At 56.6% G+C, this 20,859-nt stretch carries 20 protein-coding genes and 1 pseudogene; 9 read left to right on the top strand and 12 right to left on the bottom strand.

Features of this window, described 5'->3' with window-relative positions; all coding sequences use genetic code 11:
• Positions 1-3: 3 nt before the first annotated feature.
• From argR to acs, 7 genes are all read right to left on the bottom strand, one after another.
• Complete coding sequence (gene argR, locus NK667_RS02875; protein ID WP_054044763.1) at positions 4-984, bottom strand: transcriptional regulator ArgR; 981 nt, start codon at positions 982-984, stop codon at positions 4-6.
• 237 nt (positions 985-1,221) lie between these two features.
• Complete coding sequence (locus tag NK667_RS02870) at positions 1,222-1,986, bottom strand: ABC transporter ATP-binding protein (RefSeq protein ID WP_054044765.1); 765 nt, start codon at positions 1,984-1,986, stop codon at positions 1,222-1,224.
• A 27-nt stretch (positions 1,987-2,013) separates the two neighbouring features.
• The gene (locus tag NK667_RS02865) at positions 2,014-3,126 is read right to left on the bottom strand and encodes a M14 family metallopeptidase (protein ID WP_054613803.1); all 1,113 of its coding nucleotides are present in this window, start codon (positions 3,124-3,126) and stop codon (positions 2,014-2,016) included.
• Between the two features lies 1 nt (position 3,127).
• Entirely contained in the window at positions 3,128-3,826 is a 699-nt protein-coding gene (locus NK667_RS02860) for an ABC transporter permease (RefSeq protein WP_054044770.1), read from the bottom strand.
• On the bottom strand, positions 3,823-4,512 hold the full coding sequence (locus NK667_RS02855; protein WP_054044772.1) for an ABC transporter permease: 690 nt from the start codon (positions 4,510-4,512) through the stop codon (positions 3,823-3,825). The genes NK667_RS02860 and NK667_RS02855 overlap by 4 nt, the downstream gene beginning before the upstream one ends.
• Before the next feature lie 91 nt (positions 4,513-4,603).
• Entirely contained in the window at positions 4,604-5,377 is a 774-nt protein-coding gene (locus tag NK667_RS02850; protein WP_054044774.1) for an ABC transporter substrate-binding protein, read from the bottom strand.
• A gap of 699 nt (positions 5,378-6,076) precedes the next feature.
• On the bottom strand, positions 6,077-8,032 hold the full coding sequence (acs, locus tag NK667_RS02845; protein ID WP_054613802.1) for an acetate--CoA ligase: 1,956 nt from the start codon (positions 8,030-8,032) through the stop codon (positions 6,077-6,079).
• 416 nt (positions 8,033-8,448) lie between these two features.
• Between acs and NK667_RS02840 the strand changes: the two genes are divergently transcribed.
• The 7 genes and pseudogenes from NK667_RS02840 (at position 8,449) to NK667_RS02810 (ending at position 13,902) form a co-directional block, all read left to right on the top strand.
• Positions 8,449-8,712: a DUF2790 domain-containing protein gene (locus tag NK667_RS02840; RefSeq protein WP_054044779.1), complete on the top strand. Its 264-nt coding sequence runs from the start codon at positions 8,449-8,451 to the stop codon at positions 8,710-8,712.
• A gap of 26 nt (positions 8,713-8,738) precedes the next feature.
• Positions 8,739-8,933: pseudogene (locus tag NK667_RS02835) on the top strand (hypothetical protein); the annotation flags it as partial.
• Positions 8,934-9,449: 516 nt separating this feature from the next.
• Entirely contained in the window at positions 9,450-10,700 is a 1,251-nt protein-coding gene (locus tag NK667_RS02830) for a ribonucleotide-diphosphate reductase subunit beta (RefSeq protein ID WP_054044782.1), read from the top strand.
• A gap of 379 nt (positions 10,701-11,079) precedes the next feature.
• A complete protein-coding gene (locus NK667_RS02825) occupies positions 11,080-11,613 on the top strand; it encodes a BRO-N domain-containing protein (RefSeq protein ID WP_054613800.1) in 534 nt (177 codons plus the stop codon).
• Positions 11,614-11,733: 120 nt separating this feature from the next.
• Positions 11,734-12,429 carry an HNH endonuclease gene (locus tag NK667_RS02820; RefSeq protein WP_054613799.1) on the top strand — a complete coding sequence of 232 codons (696 nt, stop codon included), beginning with the start codon at positions 11,734-11,736 and terminating at the stop codon, positions 12,427-12,429.
• Between the two features lie 110 nt (positions 12,430-12,539).
• Positions 12,540-12,863, top strand: coding sequence for a hypothetical protein (locus tag NK667_RS02815; RefSeq protein WP_054613798.1), 324 nt, complete (start codon positions 12,540-12,542; stop codon positions 12,861-12,863).
• Between the two features lie 55 nt (positions 12,864-12,918).
• The gene (locus NK667_RS02810; RefSeq protein ID WP_054613797.1) at positions 12,919-13,902 is read left to right on the top strand and encodes a hypothetical protein; all 984 of its coding nucleotides are present in this window, start codon (positions 12,919-12,921) and stop codon (positions 13,900-13,902) included.
• 3 nt (positions 13,903-13,905) lie between these two features.
• On the opposite strand, the gene NK667_RS02805 is transcribed toward NK667_RS02810, so the two are convergent.
• The 5 genes from NK667_RS02805 to NK667_RS02785 form a co-directional block, all read right to left on the bottom strand.
• Positions 13,906-15,102: a hypothetical protein gene (locus tag NK667_RS02805; protein WP_054613796.1), complete on the bottom strand. Its 1,197-nt coding sequence runs from the start codon at positions 15,100-15,102 to the stop codon at positions 13,906-13,908.
• 44 nt (positions 15,103-15,146) lie between these two features.
• Positions 15,147-16,253 (bottom strand): hypothetical protein, encoded by a 1,107-nt coding sequence (locus NK667_RS02800; RefSeq protein ID WP_054613795.1) that lies wholly within the window; start codon positions 16,251-16,253, stop codon positions 15,147-15,149.
• A 34-nt stretch (positions 16,254-16,287) separates the two neighbouring features.
• Entirely contained in the window at positions 16,288-17,439 is a 1,152-nt protein-coding gene (locus tag NK667_RS02795) for a hypothetical protein (protein WP_054613794.1), read from the bottom strand.
• A 34-nt stretch (positions 17,440-17,473) separates the two neighbouring features.
• Positions 17,474-18,631, bottom strand: a complete 1,158-nt coding sequence (locus NK667_RS02790; RefSeq protein WP_054613793.1) for a hypothetical protein — start codon at positions 18,629-18,631, stop codon at positions 17,474-17,476.
• A gap of 105 nt (positions 18,632-18,736) precedes the next feature.
• A complete protein-coding gene (locus tag NK667_RS02785) occupies positions 18,737-19,546 on the bottom strand; it encodes a sulfite exporter TauE/SafE family protein (RefSeq protein ID WP_054613792.1) in 810 nt (269 codons plus the stop codon).
• Positions 19,547-19,657: 111 nt separating this feature from the next.
• Here NK667_RS02785 and NK667_RS02780 point away from each other — a divergent pair, with 111 nt between their 5' ends.
• Together NK667_RS02780 and NK667_RS02775 are read left to right on the top strand one after the other, a co-directional pair.
• On the top strand, positions 19,658-20,425 hold the full coding sequence (locus NK667_RS02780; protein WP_054613791.1) for an AraC family transcriptional regulator: 768 nt from the start codon (positions 19,658-19,660) through the stop codon (positions 20,423-20,425).
• A gap of 93 nt (positions 20,426-20,518) precedes the next feature.
• A complete protein-coding gene (locus tag NK667_RS02775) occupies positions 20,519-20,836 on the top strand; it encodes a helix-turn-helix domain-containing protein (protein ID WP_054613790.1) in 318 nt (105 codons plus the stop codon).
• Positions 20,837-20,859 lie beyond the last annotated feature (23 nt).

The raw sequence follows: 20,859 nt of genomic DNA, 5'->3' as shown, positions 1-20,859 counted from the left end.
AGATCAACCGCGCTCTGAAGGCACCGACGACAATTCGAACGGGCTGCTGCTACGCCGCTGGTTGCGATCTTCCCGCGGCGTGGCGCCGAAGAAGTTGCGGTAGGCGCTGGAGAAGTGCGGCCCCGACGAGAAGCCACAGGACAGGCCGATCTGGATGATCGACTTGCTGGTTTGCATCAACATCTGCCGGGCCTTGTTCAGGCGCAGCTCCAGGTAGTACTGGCTCGGCACACGGTTGAGGTATTGCTTGAAGATTCGCTCCAACTGCCGACGGGACACGCACACGTGCTGGGCGATTTCGTCGGTGGTCAGGGGTTCTTCGATGTTGGCTTCCATCAGCAGCACCGCTTGGGTGAGCTTTGGATGGCTGGAGCCGAGACGGTTTTGCAGCGGAATGCGCTGGCGTTCGCCACCCTCGCGGATGCGTTCGACCACCAGTTCTTCCGACACTGCACCGGCCAGTTCGGCGCCGTGGTCGCGAGCCAATACTGCCAGCAGCAAGTCGAGTACCGACAGGCCACCGCACGCGGTCAGGCGATCACGATCCCAGTCGAACAGATGACTGGTGGCGATGACTTTCGGGAAGCGCTCGGCGAAATCGTCCTGCCAGCGCCAATGCACGGCAGCCCGATAACCGTCGAGCAAACCGAGCTGCGCCAACGGATAAACCCCTGCGGACAAGCCACCGATCACGCAACCGGCACGCACCAGTTGTTTCAGCGAACTGCTGAGGGCCGGCGCGAGCGCGGTCGGCGGCTCATCGGCGAGCAGAAACAACTTCTGGAAGTTTTCGAGCTTGCCGGCCCACGGTTCACCGGGCAATTGCCAGGCACCTTCGGTCGGCGGTTCGGCCTGCAAGAACGACAGTTCGTAGACAACGTCCGGATGCACACGCTGGGCAACACGCAAGGCCTCCTCAGCCAGCGCAAGCGTCAGAGCTTTAGTGCTGGGCCAAATCAGGAAACCAATTCGATGGGCAGTCATGGTGGGCAATCCGAAACTCAAACAGTGATGAAGGCATGGGCCAATGCTAGCCCGTAAATGAACGCAAATCTCAAAACCCAACCGAAATCTGAATGTGGGATCCGGTTTGTTGCCTCCCCCTGTAGGAGCTGTCGAGTGAAACGAGGCTGCGATCTTTTGATTTGAACAATCAAGATCAAAAGATCGCAGCCTCGTTTCACTCGACAGCTCCTACACGGTGCGCAGCGGGAGTTCGGTTTACTTCAGGCTGCCCGAGAGGAATTGTTGCAAGCGTTCGGACTGTGGATTGACCAGCACCTCACGCGGGTTGCCGCTTTCTTCGACGATGCCTTTGTGCAGGAACACCAGTTGGTTCGACACTTCACGGGCGAAACCCATTTCGTGGGTCACCACCACCATGGTCCGGCCTTCCAGCGCCAGGGCCTGCATGACTTTCAGCACGTCGCCCACCAGTTCCGGGTCGAGGGCCGAGGTCGGTTCGTCGAACAGCATCACTTCGGGTTCCATCGCCAGCGCACGGGCAATCGCCACGCGCTGCTGTTCGCCGCCGGACATGTGGCCCGGGTACGCATCTTTACGATGCGCCACACCGACCTTGTTCAGGTAGTGCTCAGCCTTTTCACGGGCCTCGGCCTTGGACATGCCGAGCACATGGACCGGCGCTTCCATGATGTTTTCCAGCGCGGTCATGTGCGACCACAGGTTGAAATGCTGGAACACCATCGACAGGCGCGAACGCATGCGCTGCAGCTGTTTCGGGTCAGCCGCCTTCAGCGCGCCGTCCTTGTTCGAAACCAGTTTCAGCTCTTCGTTGTTGAGCAGGATCTTGCCCGCGTGCGGCTGCTCGAGCAGGTTGATGCAGCGCAGGAAGGTACTTTTGCCGGAGCCACTGGAGCCGATGATGCTGATCACATCGCCAGCCGCCGCTTTCAGGGACACGCCCTTGAGCACTTCGTGACTGCCATAGCGTTTATGCAGGTCTTGGACTTCAAGTTTGTACATGCGGTCGGTTCTCACAAAAACAGTCAGTCAGTCGTTGAGCAAGCGCCCGTGACGCAGCGCTTCGCGCCCCGCCACCTTGGCCAGCCAGAAACCGGGTTGGGCATAACGTAGCCGTTCAATGGCAAACAGCACCCCGGACGTACCAGCACACACCGTGCTGACCCGATCCGCCAACGGATCGATCACTTCGAAAATCTCATCGCCGGCTTCGATCCACTCGCCGGGTTTACGCAGGAAACTCACCACACCAGGGTGCGGTGCGAACAACAATTCGGTGCCTTCGAACGGCATGCCTTCACAGGCTTCGTGTGCCGGTTTCGGCCACTCGCCGCTGATCAGGCCTTGCTCGGCCAGGAACGCCAGAATGCCTTCGGCCTGGAATTCAGCTTGCGGGCGACCGGTGTCGGCCTGACCACCCAATTCAATGGTGGTCGCCAGGCACGCCAATGGAATCTGCGCATCCGGGAAGTGGCGCGACAGACGCAACCACGGCAGCGAACAGGCTTCATCGAAGGAGCTGCCGCCGGAATCTTCCGCCAGCAAACCCACCTTCACATCCAGGTGCGCAGCCAGCGAACGCCATTGCGGCCAGTGTTGCGGCAAGGCGTACATGTGCAGCGCGGCTTCGGCATCGCAATGCAAATCCAGCACGACGTCGGCGGTGCAGGCGTGACTGAGCAAGATGCGCTGCATGCCTTGCAACTGGCTGCTCGCCGCTGGCAATGTCGCCAGATGATCGCTCATGGCCTGACGGATCAAGCGGATATTGGCATGCGGATCATCCCCCAGACGCCCTTCCAACTCGGCGGCCACTGGCGCGCTGAGCTCGACGAAATCACGGTTGAAGTTCTTGCCGCTGCCTGCCTCGAAACGCCCTTGATGATTGCCTTGCAGCAGTTGGCCGAGGCCCAGCGGGTTGGCCACCGGCACCAGTTCAATCACACCGTTGAGCAAGCCTTGGGCTTCGAGCTCGGTCAGACGCTTTTTCAGCTCCCAGGCGGTGCGCATTCCCGGCAGTTCATCGGCGTGCAGGCTGGCCTGGATGTAGGCCTTGCGCTCGCCGATCCCGAAGCGGAACACCGAAATCTGGCGTTCGCTGCCCAAGTGGCTCCACGGCAATACGTGATCGATGCGTTCCATATCAGTGCTTCCGCGGGGCCATATAGCCCAGCCAGCGGCGCTCGGCCAGTTTGAACAGCTTGACCAGGATGAAGGTCAGGCACAGGTAGAACACACCGGCGGTGATATAGGCTTCGAACGGCAGGTAGAACTGAGCGTTAACCGTGCGCGCGGCGCCGGTGATGTCAATCAGGGTCACGATGGACGCCAGACTGGTGGTCTGCAGCATCATAATCACTTCGTTGCTGTACTGCGGCAGCGCCCGGCGCAGGGCCGATGGCAACAGGATGCGCTTGTACATTTTGTAGCGCGACATGCCCATGGCCTTGGCCGCTTCGATCTCGCCATTTGGCGTAGCGCGCAGGCTACCGGCGATAATTTCGGCGGTGTAGGCGCTGGTGTTGATCGCAAAGGCCAGACACGCACAGAACGTCGCGCTGGACAGCCATGGCCACAGGAAGCTTTCACGCACTGCTTCGAATTGCGCCAAACCGTAGTAGATCAAAAACAGCTGCACCAGCATCGGCGTGCCGCGAATCACATAGGTGAACAGCCAGGCCGTCATGTTGACGACGGCGTTCTTGGAAACGCGCATCAGCCCCAGCGGCAAGGCCGCCAGCAGACCGAAAAACAGCGACAGCGCGAGCAATTTGAGGGTGGTCACCAGGCCGCCGAAGTACAGCGGCAGGGACTCCCAAATGACGTTGTAGTCGAAGATCATAGATCAGCCGCCCTTACGCCTACCGAGTAGCGCTTCTCAAGGTGACGCAGTGCCAGCAACGAGACACTGGTGATCACCAGGTACATCGCCGCCACTGCGAGGAAGAAGGTGAAAGGCTCGCGGGTGGCATCTGCCGCCTGCTTGGCCTTGAACATCATGTCTTGCAGACCGACCACGGAAATCAGCGCGGTGGCCTTGGTCAGTACCAGCCAGTTGTTGGTGAAACCCGGAATCGCCAAGCGAATCATCTGCGGCACCAACACTCGGAAGAACACCTGAAAACTGCTCATGCCGTAGGCCATGCCGGCTTCTGCCTGACCTTTCGGGATTGCCATGAAGGCGCCACGGAAGGTTTCCGACAGGTACGCACCGAAGATGAAACCGAGGGTGCCGATACCGGCGGCCAACGGGTTCAGGTCGATGTAGTCGTTAAAGCCGAGCATCGGTGCGACGCGGTTGAGCAGGTCCTGACCACCGTAGAAAATCAGCAGGATCAGTACCAGGTCGGGAATGCCGCGGATCACCGTGGAATACAGGTCGCCCAGCCAGGCCAGCCAGCGGATCGGGGACAGACGCAGCGAAACGCCGATCAGACCCAGAACGATGGCCAAGACCATGGACGACAAGGCGAGCTGAAGCGTCAGCCATGCGCCATCGAGGATGACAGCCCCGTAGCCTTTCAACATGATTCAGGTCCTCGAAAGTTGGGATGAAAAAATGGCGCAAACCTCAGAGATCCTGTTGCTTGCGCCATTTCGGACTTGTCGCTGGGACGTGTTACTTGCCGTAGATATCGAAGGCGAAGTACTTGTCCTGGATTTGCTTGTATTTGCCGTTCTCGCGAATGGCGGTGATCGCACCGTTGATCTTGTCTTTCAGTGCATCGCCTTTACGAACCGCGATACCTACGCCGTCGCCGAAGTATTTGACGTCGGTGAAGGCCGGGCCAACGAAGGCGAAACCTTTGCCGGCGTCAGTTTTCAGGAAACCGTCATCCAGCAGCGTAGCGTCTGCCACGGTGCCGTCGAGGCGGCCAGCGGCCACGTCGAGGTAGATTTCGTTCTGCGAACCGTAAGGCTTGATCTCGGCACCCAGCGGGGCCAGGACTTCGCGGGCGAAACGCTCGTGGATCGAACCACGTTGCACGCCGATGTTCTTGCCCTTGAGCTCGGTCAAACCTTCGCTGACCTGAGTGCCGGCCTTCATGACCAGGCGAGCCGGGGTGTTGTAGTACTTGTTGGTGAAGTCCACGGACTTCTTGCGATCTTCAGTGATCGACATGGACGACAGGATCGCGTCGATCTTGCGCACTTTGAGTGCAGGGATCAGACCGTCGAACTCTTGCTCGACCCAGACGCACTTGACCTGCATCTGCTCGCACAGAGCGTTGCCGATGTCGTAGTCGAAACCAACGATGCTGCCGTCCGGTGCCTTGGAGGCAAACGGAGGATAGGCCGCTTCGATACCGATCTTAAGAGGCTTTTCATCAGCGAACGTCGGCAGGGACAGCACGGACAGTGCCAGGGCGCCAAGCAGCACAAGTTTCTTCATCTTGGGACTCCATCGGTAAAGGGCAAAAACGGCAGAGTGAGCACAAGCCCAATATGCGAATGGGTTAAACCGCAAAGCGATGCTGCGTCCTGGGAAACCCGCGTTATTTTCAACGCGAGCAACGACGAGCGAGTGATCGGCATTCTAACGACAGGCCCGAAGCCGATATTTCTTCAATGCGACAACAAATTACAGATGCACTGAGAAAGCCACTTGGGCACGTTGACAGCCTTGCAATTTCATGCAAGAGCAAAAGATTGTGAACCGATCTATGCTGCAAATTGCGGGCCTATTATTGGCAAACCCTTCTAATCCGGCAAGCGTAGCGTTGTGTCTTATTTTTCATGGGTGGTTCAGAGGCCCTGAAACGGGGCTTTGCGTTTCCCAATGCCCCGTCGTTGGGCGAGAGGTTACACATTCAGTTACTTTCGCGAGGGCAGGTAACAGTAGGAAATCGCCTACATGTGATGCCGATAATTATTGGCCGTTGTTTATGTGGCGTCTGGCAGATCGCCTTCGCGGGCAAGCCCGCTCCCACAGTGGTTCTGTGTTGTTCGCTCAATTTATGTTCGCTGAAGATCCCCTGTGGGAGCGGGCTTGCTCGCGAAGAGGCCAGCGCTATCAACACAAAACCATCAGCCAATAAAAAACCCCACCAGGCGCAACACCTGGCGGGGTTTCCATGACACCGAACGCGACTTAAGCGACGTTCATCGTCTTATGCGTATCAATCAAATGCTGCACCACACCCGGATCCGCCAGGGTGGAGATATCCCCCAACCCGTCGTATTCCGCCGTCGCAATCTTGCGCAGAATCCGGCGCATGATCTTGCCCGAACGGGTTTTCGGCAGCCCCGGCGCCCACTGGATGACATCCGGCGAAGCAATCGGGCCGATCTCTTTACGCACCCAGTTTTTCAGCTCCAGGCGTAATTGCTCGCTCGGCTCTTCGCCACCGATCAGGGTGACGTAGACATAAATGCCCTGCCCCTTGATGTCGTGCGGCACACCGACCACCGCCGCCTCAGCGACTTTCGGGTGGGCAACCATCGCGCTTTCGATCTCGGCGGTGCCCATGCGGTGGCCGGACACGTTGAGCACGTCATCCACGCGACCGGTAATCCAGTAGTAACCGTCCTCGTCACGACGCGCACCGTCACCGGTGAAGTACATGCCACGGAACGTCTTGAAGTAGGTATCGACGAAGCGGTCATGGTCGCCATACAGCGTGCGCGCCTGGCCTGGCCACGAATCGAGAATCACCAGGTTGCCCTCGGCAACACCTTCGATAATGTTGCCCAGGTTATCCACCAACGCTGGCACCACGCCGAAGAACGGACGTGCAGCAGAACCCGGCTTGAGCGCGTGCGCACCCGGTAGCGGGCTCATCATGTTGCCGCCCGTTTCGGTCTGCCACCAGGTATCGACGATCGGGCAACGGGACTGGCCGACGTTCTTGTAGTACCAATCCCACGCTTCCGGATTGATCGGCTCACCCACCGAACCGAGCAGGCGCAGGCTGCTGCCATCAGCGCCTTCAACGGCGGCCTTGCCCGACGCCATCATCGCGCGGATCGCCGTTGGTGCGGTGTAGAGGATGTTGACCTTATGCTTGTCGACAATTTTCGCCACCCGGGTGATGTCCGGGTAGTTCGGCACACCTTCGAACAGCAGCGTGGTCGCGCCATTGGCCAGCGGGCCGTAGACGATGTAACTGTGGCCGGTGACCCAACCGACGTCGGCGGTGCACCAATAGACTTCGCCTGGACGGTAATCGAACACGCGCTCGTGAGTCATCGCCGCGTACAACAGGTAGCCGGCGGTGGTGTGCTGCACCCCCTTCGGCTTACCGGTCGAACCGGAGGTATAAAGGATGAACAGCGCTTCTTCAGCGCCCATCTCTTTCGGCGCGCAAACACTGCCCGCCACTTTCATCAGGTCTTCGTACCAAATGTCGCGATGCTGGTTCCACTTGATGTCGCCACCGGTGCGCTTGCACACGATGACTTTCTGGATGCTGCTGGTTTCCGGGTTGGTCAGCGCGTCGTCGACGTTGGTCTTGAGCGAGATTTTTTTGCCGGCACGAATGCCTTCGTCAGCGGTGATCACCACTTTGGAACGGCAGTCGATGATGCGACCAGCCAGGGCTTCCGGCGAGAAACCACCGAACACCACCGAGTGAATCGCGCCGATCCGGGTGCAAGCCAACATGGCGACCACGGCTTCGGGGATCATCGGCATATAGATAGTCACCACGTCGCCGCGGTGCACATCCTGGCCGCGCAAGGCGTTGGCGAACTTGCAGACTTGTTCGTGCAGCTCGCGGTAGGTGATGTTGCGGCTCTCGGCAGGGTCATCCCCTTCCCAGATAATCGCGATTTGATCGCCGCGCTCGGCCAGATGACGGTCGAGGCAGTTGTAGGAAACGTTCAGCGTGCCGTCGGCGAACCACTTGATGTCGACATGGTGATCGTCGAAGGACGTCTGTTTCACCGTGGTGAAAGGCTTGATCCAGTCGAGGCGCTTGGCTTGTTCGCGCCAGAAGCCATCCGGGTTGACGACCGACTGCTGGTACATGGCCTTATAGGTGGCCTCGTCAGTCAGCGTATTGGCTGCTACCTCGGGACGAACGGGATACAGAGAAGCCGCACTCATCTTTCTTACCTCGGTGGAATAGTTGTTTTTGTATGACCCTGTTGTAGCCGGGCCGGGCCTATAGAACCATTCGACGATGGTAGTAACAAGCCCCTACAAAACGTCTTGGTTCCCCTCGCTGGCTGCTGAAACCCGTGTAATTCGGGCACCTCCGCCCCCCGTAGGAGCTGGCGAAGCCTGCGATCTTTTGATCTTCAAGGCGATTGTTACGGGAATTGCGAAAGGTGTTTATCAAAACCATGGGTATATGAATGTAACCCCCACGCCTAAAATCAGCCTCGCCAACAAGGCAAACCTGATTAACCAAGTTGCAGCCCCCACGAAGGCAGTTAATCAAACAACCAAGTACTGAAGTTCCACACGCAATCTCAAAAGGATTGCGTGATCCCTCACGACTTTAGAAAGGTAAATTTGAAATGAAAGCTTTATTAGTTCTGGCCCTCAGCAGTCTGTGCGCAACCGCCATGGCAGACGAGGTGCCGACTGATGTCGCGCAGCAGCAACCCGTAGTAGAGGAATACACGTACTCCACCCATCTGGACATCGCCAACATCGTGTCCATGAGCGAAGTCCCGAATGTGTGCGAAGTGGTTCCGATGAAAATGGAATACGACGACTCCAAAGGTCAACGCCACATCTTGCGTTATAGCGTCATGGGTAATGGCTGCACTAACGGTTAATCCCCCACGCACCTGGAGTCATTCATATGAAAACCAAACTGATCATCGCCCTGACCCTTTCCGTACTGGCCGGTAGCGCTTTCGCTGCTGATGGCTACGACCGCACCGGTTCGGCAGCTTTTACCAGCGGTGCGCCTGTCGCTTCTGACGGTGCTGATCACGTTGGCGCCGCCAAGGTCGCTGCCGATGGCGCCGATCACGTCGGGGCTGCTCGCCTCAGCTGATGGCTGAACGCGACATTAGGGCCCGACTCCGGTCGGGCTTAGTTGTGTCTGGGGCCATCGAAAAGCCTCTTGAAACACTACATATAGTGAAAAACCCGATTTTCTGGCTATTTTTTGAACAAAAATCCAGCCCGCCAAAAATTATGAAAAAAAAACTGCGACTGCGATACCCAGCCAAAGCCCTGTAAACCCTCGCTCCGATCAAAAAACCGCCCCCGCCGTCCGTTCTCAGTGCCATTTCGTCGCACCACAGCCCTGTTTTTTTCCCTATAATGCGGCCTTAAACGGGCCTGCAATATTCCCTTACAGGGGTAAGCAGCCAGTCCGAAGCCCATGCAGAAGCGATTCATTTTCTCTGCGCCCATCAGGGGCTTCGGAACCCGGACAAAATTCTGTTTGATGCCTGCGTATAGCTGCTGCAAAAAACGATTCCTTTAGATCCAACGCGGTCGGTACGACCGTGTGAAAACTCATCACACGGGCAACTGGCCCTCACGCAGGAGACGACACGTCATGCTGAGCTGGGACGAATTCGACAAAGAAGACACGGGCGAAGTGGCAGTAAAAGGCGCAAACGCCGGCCACGCGACTGAAGCCAACATGGACCGCCTCGACACCGCTGGCGGTGTTGCCGCCCAAGAAGCGCGTGCCGTGACCGCCACTGACTCCGCTGCAATCGCTCGTGCCAAGGCTGCCTTGGACAACCTCGACGTTGCCGAAGGCCTGGCCGAACTCGAAGGCGCCTCCGCCCGTGTCGCTGTCGATGAAAAGCGCATGATCAACTGCCGCGCCGACCTCAACCAACTCGTACCTTTCAAGTACGACTGGGCCTGGCAGAAGTACCTGGACGGTTGCGCAAACCACTGGATGCCGCAAGAAGTCAACATGACCGCCGACATCGCCCTCTGGAAAGACCCGGAAGGCCTGACCGACGACGAGCGCCGCATCGTCATGCGCAACCTCGGCTTCTTCTCCACCGCCGACTCCCTGGTTGCCAACAACCTGGTCCTGGCCGTGTACCGCCTGATCACCAACCCGGAATGCCGCCAGTACATCCTGCGCCAGGCTTTCGAAGAAGCGATCCACACCCACGCCTACCAGTACTGCATCGAATCGCTGGCCATGGATGAAGGCGAAATCTTCAACATGTACCACGAGATCCCATCGGTCGCGAAAAAAGCCACCTGGGGCCTGAAGTACACCCGTTCGATCTCCGATCCGAAGTTCGAAACCGGCACCGTCGAAACCGACAAAGAACTGCTGCGCAACCTGATCGCCTACTACTGCGTCCTGGAAGGCATCTTCTTCTACTGCGGCTTCACCCAAATCCTCTCCATGGGCCGTCGCAACAAAATGACCGGCGTCGCCGAGCAGTTCCAATACATCCTGCGCGACGAATCCATGCACCTGAACTTCGGCATCGACGTGATCAACCAGATCAAAATCGAAAACCCGCACTTGTGGGATGCTGAGATGAAGGAAGAAGCCTCGCAGATGATTCTGCAGGGGACTCAGCTGGAGATCGAATACGCACGGGACACCATGCCTCGTGGGGTGTTGGGGATGAATGCGGCGATGATGGAGGACTACCTCAAATTTATCGCTAACCGTCGTTTGTCGCAGATCGGTCTTAAAGAAGAGTATCCAGGGACGACTAACCCGTTCCCTTGGATGAGCGAGATTATGGACTTGAAGAAAGAGAAGAATTTCTTTGAGACTCGTGTGATCGAGTACCAAACCGGTGGTGCGCTTAGCTGGGATTAACTCCTCAGGCTAATCGAAAACCTGAAAGCCCCGATCTAATCGGGGCTTTTTATTGCCTAGAAGAAACCCTTTTTCACCCCTACATCACTTCGCTACAACTCCTACAGCACTTCCAGCCCTTTCCCGATTGATGCCAAGTCAATGCACCTCTAAGCTGAATCCAGGTGCCTAAGAAACGCCCAACGTAGAAGCTGACTTACTTACACAGACCCACGCGTTGTCTCAGAGACAAATACGCGACCTTGTGTGAAAGAGTCTGCTGTTGGGATTTCTTACGTCCTCTACGTCGGGTTTTGGCTCTGTCCAATTTCATTCGTAGAGGTAAAGGATATGCCCACTCAAAAACCATTCCGCTCTCCTGCATTTTCGGAGATCGGTCATGCTTGATCCGTTCATCCCCACGGTCTTCATCCGCCAAAACCTTAATCTTCACGCCCTCCTCCTAGAAAATCAGCCATGGTTCTGTGCCCGCGATCTGGGACGCTTAATGGGATTTCATCTGAATGATCGAGTCGTCAGCAAACTGGACGAGGATCAGCGGCACACATTGCTTATCGACTACCACGGCCAACCAGAAAAGCGGTTGATGCTCAGTGAGTCTGGCGTGTATGCATTGCTGGTCTATCACTACGCGCCGGGGAATCGGTTGTTGCGTGAATGGCTGACGCATCAAGTGGTGCCAGCCTTGCGTGATGCGGGGCAGTCGAAGAACTCTGATCGGCCGATGCTGAGTTTGTTGGACTGGCCGGAGATGTCGTTGAGTCTGTTGCATTGGCAGGATGAAGGTTGGATTCGGCTGCGGGACATGCCTTATCTGCTGCTCAATCGCACGCGGCGACGGATGCCGGTGGTTAAGCCTTGGTGGCGGAGGGTCGTGGAGGCTTTTCAGTCTTCGAAGCAATCTGTGGGTTAGTGCGGTGGCGTCTTTGTAGGACCGATTGCGCGAAGCGTCGGTCTTTTCTGTAGGAATTTTCGTAGACAGTTGTAATGGCCACTCAGTATCGTCCGAGGGTTTTCAACCCTCGGCGATTGTATGGACATTGGAAAGAAGAACGAAGATTGGAGCGAGGCGGAGATAAAGGCGTCAGTCGGTGCCTATCTGACGATGCTTGCTCTTGAGCAGAAAGGGCAAAAATTCAATAAAGCGCTAGAGAATCGCTTGCTTCGTCAGGGTCCATTGGCAGATCGCACCGAAGGTTCTGTTGAGTTCCGGATGCGCAACATATCCACCGTCTTGCAACGGATGGGGCGTAATTGGATTGTGGGATACAAACCTGCGACGAATGTGGGCGCCAATGTCGAACGAGGCATTCGCGAAGCACTTGCCTCTGACGACTTTGAACCGTCTGCCGACGAAGACACTCTTGAGCGTCGTGCGATTGCTCTTGAGCAGAAGCCGTTTGAGAACACACCAAAAGGGATCTTGAAACCCAAGCAAGCTGTTTCCAGCAGAGTTGCTTACATTCGCGATCCGGAAGTCAGAGCCTGGGTTCGGCAGGAAGCTAAAGGTATCTGTGAGGGCTGCGGTCAGCCTGCACCGTTTGAGACAGACGGGTCGCCGTTTCTTGAAGTCCATCACGTTAAACATTTGGCGCAGAAAGGTTCGGATCGGACGAGCAATGCCGTCGCACTTTGCCCGAATTGCCATCGACGTTGTCATCATTCGAACGACAGGGAAGTCTTTACCTTGGAGCTTTATACGAGGGTGAAGCGGCTGGAGCGTGAGTAATCGCGAACCGCTCCAGCAGTACTTCACTGGTTTCTCATCATCCAGAAATTTTATGGACAATATTTACTGTGGCTCGATAGCTTTCGAACACACTCATGGACGAACACCGCATGCAACGACCAACGGCTGACTCAACCAATCCCGGGCCATCCCGACTCCTGATCTCCTCTTGTCTCATCGTCTTTTTTGGCCTGCTCCTTATGGCCCTGCGTATTGCTCAAAAAAACGAAATCATGGCGATTGGCGCGGTTTGGGTGGCGAACGCACTAACGATGGTTCTACACGCCCTATATTGGAAGCGTTATGGCGTGTCCGGCGGTTTTAAAATTGCGATCGTTATTCAGTTGGTGCTTACCATTCTGCCGTTTTGTTTTGGAAGCCTCGGAATCATGGCAGTGCTCTTGATGTTGGGTGGAGAGATACATTACTGGTAACCCACTCCACCTCCCGCTATTAATACCACTCCCCCCTCAAGGACCCGAGCCCACCATGAAATTCGACCTCGCCTACTGCCTCAGCCTCGACGATAAGCTGTCGATCTATGACGTGCGGGATTTGAATTTTGACGAGACGATGGAGTTCGATTCCGCCAAGGAACACTTCCAGTGTCCCAATGACGCCTGCAGAGCGGCCTTCGATGCGGCGAATGTGTTGACGACGTTCAACGCCAAGAATGTGAATTACGTTCGCACCCCGCACTTCAAGAACACGCCCAGCACGCGGCATGTGGCGGATTGTCCTTATGTCAGTTTGAAGACGCCGGCGTCGGGGCTTGAGGCGGACGGGGCGGAAACGGATGACGGTCGCGAGGAGCATTTCCCGTCGGAATTGTTACTGACTCGGCGTGAGTATGTGCGCAAGCCGTCGAGCCCGGCGGTGGCGGCGGATGTGCTGCGGGAAGATCCGAAGCCAACCACTGCGGCTAGCAACACAGAACACCCGAGCCGTGAAACAGCACCGGACAAGACCAGTGTCTTCGCCCACCCGGTGGAGTGTTTTGTGTCGAACTTCGAGGACAAGGAGTTGCTCAAGCGCATGCCGTTGAAGATTGGCGAGCACACGGCGCCTTATGGGTCGTTCTTCAAGAAGATCGAGTATCTGCAGGACAACAAGGGGCTGATTTACTGGGGCAAGATCAAGGAAATCAAGGATTACACCCAGAGCTTTCGCATCGACTTCGAACAGAAGGTCTGGTTCAAGCAAGCGGACGAGGCGAAGAAGAAGCCTTATTCAGTGAATGTTTACTTGAGCAAGAAGTTGATCGATAACTACCGCAAGCGCAAGGCGTTCCTGGAAGAGATCAAGCACGCTATCGAGAGCGGGAAGGAGTTGTTCTGTTTCTTCTATGGCGTGACGCCGGAGTTGAAGCAGGTGCCAAGCAAGAAAAACCCCGAACATACGTTCGGGGTGTTCAGTGCGAATATCGAGAGCCTGGATCACTTTATTGTTCGGGAAGCGCCGGGACTGGAATAGCGATTAATCCTTGGGCAATCCCAGTTCGACTGCGCCGGGGTGCTGTTTGATTAAAGAGTACGGCAGCACTGGCCAGTCTGGTGCATCGCACGCACGCTGCACTCGGGCGAAGTAGGCGCCGAGGTACAGGCCTTTCGGGGTGAAGCGCCAGGACGAGTAACCCCAGACACTTTCGTCGGTAAAGTCGCAGCCGTCTTCGTCGCCTTCAGCCGGTTTTTTCATTTCGTCTGGGTATAGCGCAGTAAGTTGTTTGATCAGCCACGGCACGAACACTTCGCGCTGGTAGCGCGAGCGCGTTTCGTCCTCTTCCTTCGTCAGGGGTGTATCGCCAGCATTGTCGCGGTCGGCATGCAGCAGCGGTTTATCCTCGCCCACCCACAGCACATCTTCCAGGGACAAGGTATGGCCGGTGTGTACGTCTAGGTTGATCGGTGAGTCTCCGAAGTCCGGATGGGCGCCGCCACAGTAATAGCTGGTGGAGATGTTCAGGCTGACCACGTCCGGTGACAGCAACGCCGGTTCGACATGCTGGTTAAACTCGACGTTCTCGCCGCCCTGCAACTGGCAGCCGTGATAGCTGATGACCTCGCTCCACAGGCGTCCTAACAACTGCTGATTGACTCGATCCTGATCAGCCTTCGGGTAGCCGGACTCGACGCTGAACATCGAAATCTTCGACTCCGGCTCAGTCCACCATTGCAGGTTGTAGCCCATCAGTGATTCTTTCTTGCCCGGCTTGAGCTTCAGCCCTTGCAGGCGCAAATATTCGTATGGATCGCTTTTCGGCAACGCGGCGATGAAGGGCAAAGCATCCGCCGCTGGCGTTTTGGGTTCAGCCTCAGTCAATTTCACCGGCAGGGATTTGCCCTTGGGGCTTGTCCATTCACCCTGCCAGCCGCTGGCGGTTTGGTTCAGCGTCAGGGTCGGCAGGGGCTTGTCCTCGCCGTAGCGATTGTTGCCCTCGTTGAGCGTGAGGGTCTTGTCCTGCAACGTCCCGCTCAGCTCCAGATCCCGATGGAATTTCTCGTAGAAATAGCGACCAGTCACTTCGCTCGCGTCGCGGGTATTCAGTTCCACGACAATCGGCATCTTGCCCAGGGTGCCAGTGAACACCTGCCCGCCGAATTCGGCATGGGCGGTTGAGACCAGCGTAAGTAACAAAGCGGCGCAGGATACGAGCCGCGACAGACCTTTAAACATCAAATCTTCCTTGGATAAGAGTGTGGGAAATGGCGGTGTGCAGTTCAAGGTAATTGCAGGGGTACGCCGCCTGGGTGTTGTGTAATCAGGTTGTACGGCAGAACGCTCCACTCCACGCTTCGGCACATGGTTTCGTTGTGAGGAAAGGATGGCAGTAACTTGATGCCTTTGTCGGTGAAGTACCAGGACGGTGAACGCCACGGCTGTTCTTCGTCATAGGCGCAACTGTCATTACGATCAGTCGCTGTGGTGACCTCATCGGGATAGAGCGCACTTAGCTGCGCCACTAGCCACGGCGCCAGTGCTTGCGGCTCGCCCTGACCGATTCTTAGCACGTCTTCCAGCGCCAAGGCCTTGCCGGTTTTGGCATCGAGATTGAACGGCACGTCGTTCTCATCTGAATAGTTACCACCACAATTGGTCTCGGCATTGATGTTCACACTTAGCACCGAGGGCGACATCCACAGTGGGTCTGCCTTTTGGCTGTAGTTGGTCATGCCGTACCCAGTGAGACACTCGTGAAAGTTAACGACTTGCTGCCACAAACGTCCCATCAATTGTTGATTAATGCGCCGACGCTGTTCCGCGGGGTAACCCGAAACCACTTCAAACAACTGCATTTTTGATTGCGGCTCGCTCCACCATTGGAGCGTGTAGCCCATGAACACTTCGGTTTTGCCTTGTTTGAGTTTCATGCCTTGCAGGCGCAGGAAGTCGTAAGGCGCCGCGTCATGAAGTGTGGCGAGGTAGGGCAAGGTGTCGGACGGGATTGGTGAGAGTTTGGCTTGCTCCAGCGCTATCTTCAGGACTTTGCCTTCGGGGCTGGTCCACTCCCCGGACCAGCCGTGGGGTGTGGGCCGCAGATGGATACTGGGAAGCGATGTACCGTGATTGTTGAGGTCGCGGCTCTCATGGAGGTTCAGTTCAGTACCGTCCTTGGCGCCGCTGAGCAGCAAGTCCCTGCGGTATTTTTGGTAGAAGTAGCGGCCACTCACCTCATTGGGGTCGTCGGTGTTCAGCTCCAACACAATGGGCGAAGAGCCTAGTGTTCCGCTGTAAATCTGCTTGCCCACCTCTGCCCGCGCCGCAGTAGAAATCACCAGGCAGGCCAGCATGACAACGCCAGTCAAACGACTCAATCCTTTGAACATCAGCTAATCCTTGGGTAAATGATCGCATACCGTCTTAAGGCAATTGCAGCGCTATGCCGCCGGGGTGTTGTTTGACGACGCTGTAGGGCAGGACGCTCCAGCCAGTATTTCGGCATGCCGCGGCCGAGTGCATATAGGACGGCGCTAACTTGATGCCTTTTTCAGTGAAGTACCAACCCGGATAACTCCACGGGTCCTCACTGTTGTAGCGGCAATCGTTGTCTTCTGTTTCTGGCTTTGCCGTCATTTCATTGGGATAGAGCCTGAGCAACTGCGCTAAGAGCCAGGGCGTCCATTCTTCAGTGCGATAGTCGGACCACGCTTGGGAGGAATCATCCTGATAATAGTTGCGCTCGAAATGCAGTGGCTTGCCCTGCCCCACCCACAGCACATCCTCAAGCGTCAGAGCGTTGCCTGTTTTTGCGTCGAAATTGAGCGCCTCATTATCTTGGTCAGATAAAGAACCGCCGCAGTAGGAGTCGGTTGAGATAACGGTGCTCATCACAGAGGTCGTCATCCACATAGGCTGGCTCAGTTGATCGTAATTGGTCGCTGTATAGTCGTTGGCGCATTCGAAATACCCTGTGACGCCTCGCCACAAACGCGCCATCAATTGCTGATTAATACGCTCACGCGCTTGCCCGGAATAACCCGAAACCACTTCAAACAGCTGTATTTTTGATTGCGGCTCGCTCCACCATTGCAGTGTGTAGCCCATGAAGTTTTCAGTCTGGCCTTGCTTCAGTTTCAGACCTAGCAAGCGCAGATACTCGTAGGGCCACTTGTCATGAAGCTGGACGAGATAGGGCAAGGTATCGGCGGGGACTGGAGCAAGTTTGGCTTGCTGCAACTCCACTTTCAGCACTTTGCCCTCGGCACTGGTCCACTCGCCAGACCAGCCATCCGGCGTGGGTTGCAGGCGCATGCTCGGGTGAGGCTGAGTCTCGTCCCCCTCTTCCAGTACGAGCATTTCCCCTTCTTTCGTACCGCTGAGAACCAAGTCCTTGCGGTACTTTTGGTAGAAGTAACGTCCGTCGCCAGTGTCGGGATTCACCTCTAGCACAATCGGCGTTTTACCCAAGGTCCCGGTGTAGACCTGTGTGCTGTTGTCAGCCCGAAGCGCAGACGAAAACGTTGAGCACACGAGCGCGACAACTCCGGTAAAACGACACAATCCCTTCAACATCAAATCTTCCTTGGGTCAAAGACCGTACACCGTTTTAAGGCAATTGCAGCGCCACACCACCGGGGTGTTGCTTAACGAGGCTATAAGGCAAAACACTCCACTCCACATGCCCACACGGCGCTTCCGCATGAGAGAAGTAAGGCTCTAACCTGATTCCCTTTTCCGTGAAATACCAAGTAGGAAGCTGCCACCGGATGACTTCGCCGTAAGCACAGTTCTCATCGCTGCCAGGTATCTGATCGGGATGAAGCTTATGCAACTGCTCAACTAGCCAAGGTCCAAGTTCATTGGTGCGGTACTCGGAATAGGCTGCGTGTGCCTCCTGGGTCTGGTCGTCATTCAGCTCTTCGTAATGCAGTGGTTTGCCCTGCCCGACCCAGAGTGCGTCCTCCAGTGTCAGGGACTTTCCGGTTTTGGCATCCAGGTTGATGGGAGACTCGCTGTAATCCGGGTGCTGGCCGCCACAGCGACCTTCGGTTTCGACGTTCACACTGATAACCGATGGGGTGATCATCAGCGGTTTGACTGTTTGGATAAGGGACGTATTGCTACCGCCAGCGAGACACCCGTAGTACCCCACCACTTCCCGCCACAAACGTTCCATCAACCGCTGATTAATGCGATCGCGCGCTTCAGGGGTGTAGCCGGAAACGACTTCAAATATTGCCAACTTTGTTTGCGGCTCACTCCACCATTGCAACGAGTAGCCACTAAAGGTCTCTGTCTTACCTTGTTTGAGATTCAAACCTTGAAGGCGCAGAAATTCATAAGGTTCCTGATTATGGAGCCGCGCTAGATAGGGCAAAGTATTGGCGGGTAGCGGTGGGAGTTTGGCTGGCGCCAACTCGATCTTCAGCACTTTCCCTTCAGGGCTGATCCATTCACCGGCCCAGCCAACAGGCTTGGGCTGCAAGCGAATTGTCGGGTGCGGTTGGTCATCACCGTCAGGCTCTTCACCCTCTTTAAGAACAAGGGCTGCGCCTTCCTTTTTACCGTTGAGCACCAGATCCTTGCGGTACTTCTGGTAGAAGTAACGACCGGTCCCCGTGTCGGGGTACATCTCCAGCACAATCGGCGTTTTGCCCAAGGTCCCGGTGAACACCTGAGCGCTGTCTTGAGCCCATAGTGAGGACGAAAACGTAGAGCACAGGAGTACGACAACGCCAGTCAGACGACACAATCCTTTGAACATCAAATCATCCTTGAAGGAGGCGAACGCGTGCTCGCTGGTAATGGACGCGGATTATGGCGAATAGCTGTCGAACAATCGATGCCGCAATCTCAGATCACGCCAACCTTACTTGACCCACATACTCAGCATCACTAACACCAGCAAGCCGATATAAACCCGCGCATGAATACGATCCGGTATCCGCCCGATCCACGGCGTCGCCAACCGAATCCCGATGATCGATCCGGCCGTCAGTAGAACGAATGCCAACACATCCACATACCCAATAAACCAAGCCCCCAAATCAAACTTGGCGAACCCGGCCATCGCCATGTAAGTCAGCGTCCCGGCCAGGGCCACGGGCAAGCTCAACGGATTGGCCATGGATGTTACTTGCGACATGCTCAAGCCGCATCGTCTGAGCAACGGCACGGTCATGACGCTGCCACCGACACCGAGAAACGTTGCGATGGCGCCGATTCCTACACCAAAGACCTCCGTCCTCCGCAACCGCCGTGGGATTTGGTTATCAGGTTGTGTGAGAAAACCGCGTCTGAACAAGCAGTCCAGAATCGTAATGCCCAGGTAGGCGATAAACGCATACCGAATCACCTCACCATTGGCCCACGTCGCGGCGACGGCGCCGATGATCGCCCCCACGCCGATGAACCCACCTAACGGCCAGAGATAATGGCGAATGAGATTACCCGCGAGGTGATGTTTTCGGGTGGCGATCACGGCGTTGACGATCATCACGCAGGTCGACGTCGCCACGGCAATGTGCATCGCCGATTGGCCAATGGGGTCATCGGCGCCGTGGCTGACCATGAGCATTCGATAGAGCAACGGCACCACGAAGAAGCCGCCGCCGAATCCGAACAGCACGGCGGTGACGCCGGTCATGCAGCCGAAGAGTGTCAATAAGAGATAGAACATCGCGCATCGTCCGTCGTTGGAGAGTTGTCGACGATAAGGCGATGCGGCTTGGCCTGCTTCAGCAAGTCAGCCAATAATGTTCGCGCTTACGCCAATCACGAGTACCGCTCGATGCGCAATGTTTCGATCAATCTGCTGGACGACACGCAACGCCCGGTGGTCGCTATCGGTACGGATTATTCCCACGGCCATGTGTTGCCCCGTCATACACATCGACGGGCACAACTCCTATACGGCGCGACGGGGATGATGCAGGTCAGCACCCACGACGGCAATTGGGTGGTGCCACCGCAGCGGGCAGTCTGGATTCCGGCGGGGGTGGCCCATGAGGTGTTGATGCTCGGGGTGAGTACACGGAGTTTGTACATCGAGCCGACGGCAGTGGATCTGGGGAGTCGCTGCCAAGTAATCAATGTCTCGCCGTTGATGCGCCACTTGCTGATGGAGGCGGTGGAGGCTCCGCTAACCTACGACGAGGCCAGCCGCGATGGTGCGCTGATCAGTTTGTTGCTGCACGAACTGGCCCGCAGTGCTCATCTGCCGTTGCACATTCCGCTGCCGGTCGAAGGACGATTACTCGGGTTGTGTCAGACGTTTCTGCAGCAACCCAACATCCATCAGGAGCCGCAGCACTGGGCCGATCAGTTGCACATCAGCCTGCGCACTTTTAATCGCCTGTTCCGCCAACAGACCGGCCTGAGTTTCAGCCAATGGCGGCAACAAGCTTGCGTGGTGCTGGCCCTCGCGCGGCTGGCGGTGGGTACGCCGGTGACGCGGATTGCCCTGGATTTCGGCTACGACAGCCCGGCGGCGTTCTCGACGATGTTTCGCCGGGTGCTGGGGCAGGCACCGTCCGTCTGGATGACTGCAGCGAAATAGCAGAAATCAAAAAATGCGTTTGATCCGGGATCAAAACAACTGTACAAAAACACAGTACATTTTAAATCAGCACTCTCGAGCCCGGAGAACACCATGGCCTCTCTTGCGATGAAAATCACCCTGGAACGTATCGCCCTCTTCCAATTTACCCCGGCCCACAGCGCCCAGGCCCGAGCGATGCTGGGTTGGAGTGTGGAAGAGTTGTCTCGGGAATCCGGGGTTTCCGTGGACGCCATCGAGCGTTTCGAGGCCGAGCGTGATGTGCTGGATGTTACGCGGCTGGCGTTGGCGTATCGATTTGAATCGGAGGGGCTGGTGTTCTTCCCCGGGTTCGCACCGGGTCGAGGGATGAATGTGAAAGGGTCGACGCCGAACCCGGTGGCGCGGGCGGATTATGCGATGGTTGAGTGAGGTGCTCGCACGGGCCGCTTTCA

It is taken from the genome of Pseudomonas nunensis (assembly GCF_024296925.1).
GTDB classification, from domain to species: Bacteria; Pseudomonadota; Gammaproteobacteria; order Pseudomonadales; family Pseudomonadaceae; genus Aquipseudomonas; species Aquipseudomonas nunensis.
Note: the sequence above shows the minus strand (reverse complement) of the source record. Positions and strands in the feature narration are given on the sequence as shown.